General features: G+C 66.1%; 5 protein-coding genes and 1 pseudogene. All 6 read right to left on the minus strand.

Going from position 1 to position 3857, the window contains the following annotated elements; translation table 11 throughout:
* The coding region (locus KDB67_RS01685; protein ID WP_291011593.1) for a phenylalanine--tRNA ligase beta subunit-related protein at positions 1-883 on the minus strand (883 nt) is incomplete at its 3' end.
* 41 nt (positions 884-924) lie between these two features.
* Complete coding sequence (pheS, locus tag KDB67_RS01690) at positions 925-1992, minus strand: phenylalanine--tRNA ligase subunit alpha (RefSeq protein WP_291011596.1); 1068 nt, start codon at positions 1990-1992, stop codon at positions 925-927.
* A gap of 226 nt (positions 1993-2218) precedes the next feature.
* Positions 2219-2317 (minus strand): annotated as a pseudogene (locus KDB67_RS01695) (RNA methyltransferase); the annotation flags it as partial.
* 20 nt (positions 2318-2337) lie between these two features.
* The gene (locus tag KDB67_RS01700) at positions 2338-2649 is read right to left on the minus strand and encodes a hypothetical protein (RefSeq protein ID WP_291011598.1); all 312 of its coding nucleotides are present in this window, start codon (positions 2647-2649) and stop codon (positions 2338-2340) included.
* Positions 2650-2661: 12 nt separating this feature from the next.
* The gene (locus KDB67_RS01705; protein ID WP_291011601.1) at positions 2662-2856 is read right to left on the minus strand and encodes a hypothetical protein; all 195 of its coding nucleotides are present in this window, start codon (positions 2854-2856) and stop codon (positions 2662-2664) included.
* Positions 2857-2882: 26 nt separating this feature from the next.
* On the minus strand, positions 2883-3857 hold a 975-nt coding region (locus KDB67_RS01710; RefSeq protein ID WP_291011603.1), incomplete at its 5' end, for an XRE family transcriptional regulator.

Below are 3857 nucleotides of genomic sequence, written 5' to 3' on the forward strand. Positions count from 1 at the left end.
CCCCCGATGCCGCCGACCGGACGGTGATGGTGCCGGTGATCTTGTCGGCGTCGAACGCGTGCAGCGGCTGGCCGAGTTCGATCATCACGTAGTTGGTGATGTCGACGATCGCGGAGATCGGCCGGATCCCGGCAACGAGCAGACGTTTCTGCATCCACCACGGTGACACCGCCGCGGCGTCGACGCCGGTGATGACGCGGGCGGTGTAGCGGGTAGCCGCCGAATCGGGCTCGATCGCCACTGGCCACGCATCCCGGCTGCCGTCGTCGGCAAGCGTCGGGCGGCCGGCACCCGGATCGACGAACGGCACGCCGAAGCTGCCGGCAAGCTCGCGGCCGAGGCCACGCACCGAGAACGCGTAACCGCGGTCGGGGGTCACGTTGATGTCGATGGCGGTGTCGGCCAGACCCAGCACCTCGCGGGCGTCGGCGCCGGGTTCCGCGGTACCGGGAGCGAGCACGAGGATGCCCGACGCGTCTGCGCCGATCCCCATCTCGGCGACCGAGCAGATCATGCCGTCGGAGGTCTTGCCGTAGGTCTTGCGGGCGGCGATCGCGAACGGCCCGGGCAGCACCACACCGGGCAGCGCCGCCACGATCAGGTCGCCCTCGGCGAAGTTGCGGGCACCGCACACGATGCCGCGCGGCTGCTCCTCACCCACGTCGACCTGGCAGAAGCGGATCGGCTTCTTGAATTCGGTCAGTTCCTCGATGGCTTCGACGCGGCCGACGATCAGCGGGCCGGTGATCTCCGGGAACGGTTCGACGTCTTCGATCTCGAAGCCGACGCGCACGAAACCGGCGTCCACCTCGGCGGCGGTGGCCGACCAGGCCGGGTCGCCATGCCGGAGGACGTCGGTGAACCAAGACAGTGGAGCACGCACGTGAAGTCAGCTACTTTCGTCGAAAAGTGGTGGTCGTGTGATCAGACTGCGGGGCCGAACGGCTGGGTGAAGCGGACGTCACCCTCGACCATGTCGCGCATGTCGGGAAGATCGTTGCGGAACTGCAGCGTGCGTTCCAGACCCATACCGAAGGCGAACCCGGAGTAGACATCGGGGTCGATTCCGCTGGCGCGCAACACATTCGGGTTGACCATGCCGCAGCCACCCCATTCGACCCAGCCCGCGCCGCCCTTCTTGCCGGGGAACCACACGTCGACCTCGGCGGACGGCTCGGTGAACGGGAAGTAGCTCGGCCGCATCCGGGTGGTGGTGTCGGGACCGAACAGCGCCTTGGCGAACACCTCCAAGGTGCCGCGCAGATTTGCCAGGGTCAGCCCCTTGTCGATGGCCAGGCCTTCGATCTGATGGAACACCGGGGTGTGGGTGGCGTCGAGTTCATCGGTGCGGAAGGTGCGGCCCGGGCAGGCCACATAGATCGGCAGCTCGCGGGTGAGCATCGAGCGCACCTGCACGGGCGAGGTATGGGTGCGCAGCACCTGCCGCGAACCCTCGGGTGCGATGTAGAAGGTGTCCTGCATCGAACGCGCCGGATGGTCGGGCAGGAAGTTGAGGGCGTCGAAGTTGTGGTGTTCGGTCTCCACCTCGGGGCCTTCGGCGATCTCCCAGCCCATGCCGATGAACACGTCCGCCACCTGCTCGGCGATCACCGTGATCGGGTGACGCGCACCGACCCGGCGACGGGCACTCGGCAAAGTGACGTCGACGGACTCCGCAACCAGCACCGCTGCGTCGCGTTCGGCGTGCAGTACCGCGGTGCGGGCGTCGAGGGCCGCATTGACCTTGCCGCGCGCCTCGTTGACGAGCTTGCCGGCTGCGGACCGCTGTTCCTTGGGGATGCTGCCCAGCGCGCGGCGGGCCAGCGCGATCGGCGACTTGTCACCCAGATGCGCCGTCTTGGCCTCTGCAAGGCTGTCGAGATCGGCAACAGCGGCAAACGCCTCGATCGCAGCCGACGCGGCGGCATCGAGCTCAGCCGGTTCCGGGAACGTCAAGGTTCCGCCCGCAGTGGGGGCGTCAGAGTTGGCCACGGTCGGCGATCTCCTCGTTGTTGTCGCTGGATGTGCCCGATTGGACCCCATAAAGACTAGTCGACCGGCGAGAACGGCCGGGCCGCAGGCCGACGAAGCGGTCCGTGCCCGGGTGGTCACCACGGGACTGTTCTCTTTTCCCATGTATCCCATGGGCTCTTTGTACTGGCCGGTTACGACATTCAGCCCTTACGTCAGTTCGCCTATCTGCCTTGACACGGACGCTTTAGTGGAGGCAGATAGCGGCTGCTGCGGCGATATCGAGGCTTTGGGCGCGGCCGCGAATCGGGATGGACACACGATGGTCGGCGGCGGCGAGGACATCTTTTTGTCCGGCGCGATCGGCTAGGCCGGCAACAGACCCACCTCGTAAGCCCACCCGATCACGCTGTCGACCCGCGGCAAGCGCATGTCGGTCGCGAGCAAGGCTTCATAGAGTTGCTCGGCTTCTTCGGTGTCGCGCGAGCGCTTGTATGCCTCGATGACGATGTGCATCGTAGTCACGAATCGCAGGTTCCGCGCGCGTGCCTGCGCTCGTGCGTCCCCGTCGTCGATCACCGCGATCATCCCGCGTGTTGTTGCGCATGCAAGCACTGCGCACTCGCCGAGATTCTTCGTGGGAACGTCACCTGACGGCATGTCGACCTTGATCAGCATCTGCAGATTCTGCTAGTCCTCGGTGAGGATGCCTCGCTCTACCCACGGGAGACTGTCGATGTCTGGGAGGTCGTAGCCACGCTCGCGGCCGCGGCTGATCTCCACGTCGACGCTGTCGGGGATCAGGATCAACCCCCGCGGGGCGAGTTGCTGCAGGACATCTTCCCGTTTCGCTCGGCAGAAGTGGGTAAAGGTGGACGTGTCCATCACCCAACGGGATTCGCCGCCGGCGGTCACAGGCTCACGTAGTCGGCGGCCGATTCGATCCGCTGTTCGGGAAGCTCGTCCTCGGCGAGGCTGCCGCGAAGCAGTTCCGTCGCCCGCGCCGCAGACATCCGCCGATCCACGTACGCCTCGATGATCGCGGCGGTGATACCCGGTGACAATGATGGCGCTTTCAACTCGTCTGCGTTCAGCGTGATGCCGAGTTTGGCGAACTCGCCCGGTACCGGCAGCCGCGTTTCCAGAGCGCGGTAGTCGGTGTCGGTGATCAGGTTCAGGTTCCGCAGGTGCAGGATCGCGGCCGTCCACGACATCCGAAACGCTCCGGCGACGAACACCGCTTTGTCGCGAACCGACCGCGACGGATCGCAACCCCACGCCATTGTGACGCCGGAGCGGGGTGCGAGGAAGTGCGCGGCGAACGAGTTGATCATGCGCTCAGCGTCTTGGGCACCGACGTCGTACGGGTCACCAAACAACCAATGCCCGAGTTCGTGCGCCAACGACATCCGACGACGACCCACCTTCGGATCACCATCGATCACCGCGGCCGCGACACCGCCGGCGACTTCCACCAGCGCTCCGTCAGCACCACCGGCACCGAGCGGCAACGAACACGAGTACAGCCCGAAACGTTCGGCGGTTCGGGCAAGGTCGAGCAACGGCGTATCGGAGGCGCCAAGATGCTTCCGAACTTGTGCAGCGGTCGTCTCGGCCTCTGTGTGATCCCGTGGAAGCCGCCACACGCGTTCACGGTCCTCGCCGGCGATCACACCGGTAGCGAGCAGTGCGGCCACATCACCAGAGAACAGCTCCAGCTGACGATCCAACCCGGCGGTCACCTCATGCGAGGGTGCCGCATCAGTGCGTCGACTCACCACAGCCGGCAACGGGTCACGCACGAACCACGCCAGCGGCACGCCCAACGCTGCGGCCAGTTCGACCAGTTCCACGGCCGATACCTTGCGTTCACCCTTCTCGATACG

It is taken from the genome of Gordonia sp. (in: high G+C Gram-positive bacteria), from assembly GCF_020438995.1.
Taxonomy (GTDB): Bacteria; Actinomycetota; Actinomycetes; order Mycobacteriales; family Mycobacteriaceae; genus Gordonia.

Coding starts and splice junctions, on each gene's coding strand:
- KDB67_RS01705 (WP_291011601.1), bottom strand. CDS start 2,856: ATGGACACGTCCACCTTTACCCACTTCTGCCGAGCGAAACGGGAAGAT.
- KDB67_RS01700 (WP_291011598.1), bottom strand. CDS start 2,649: ATGCTGATCAAGGTCGACATGCCGTCAGGTGACGTTCCCACGAAGAAT.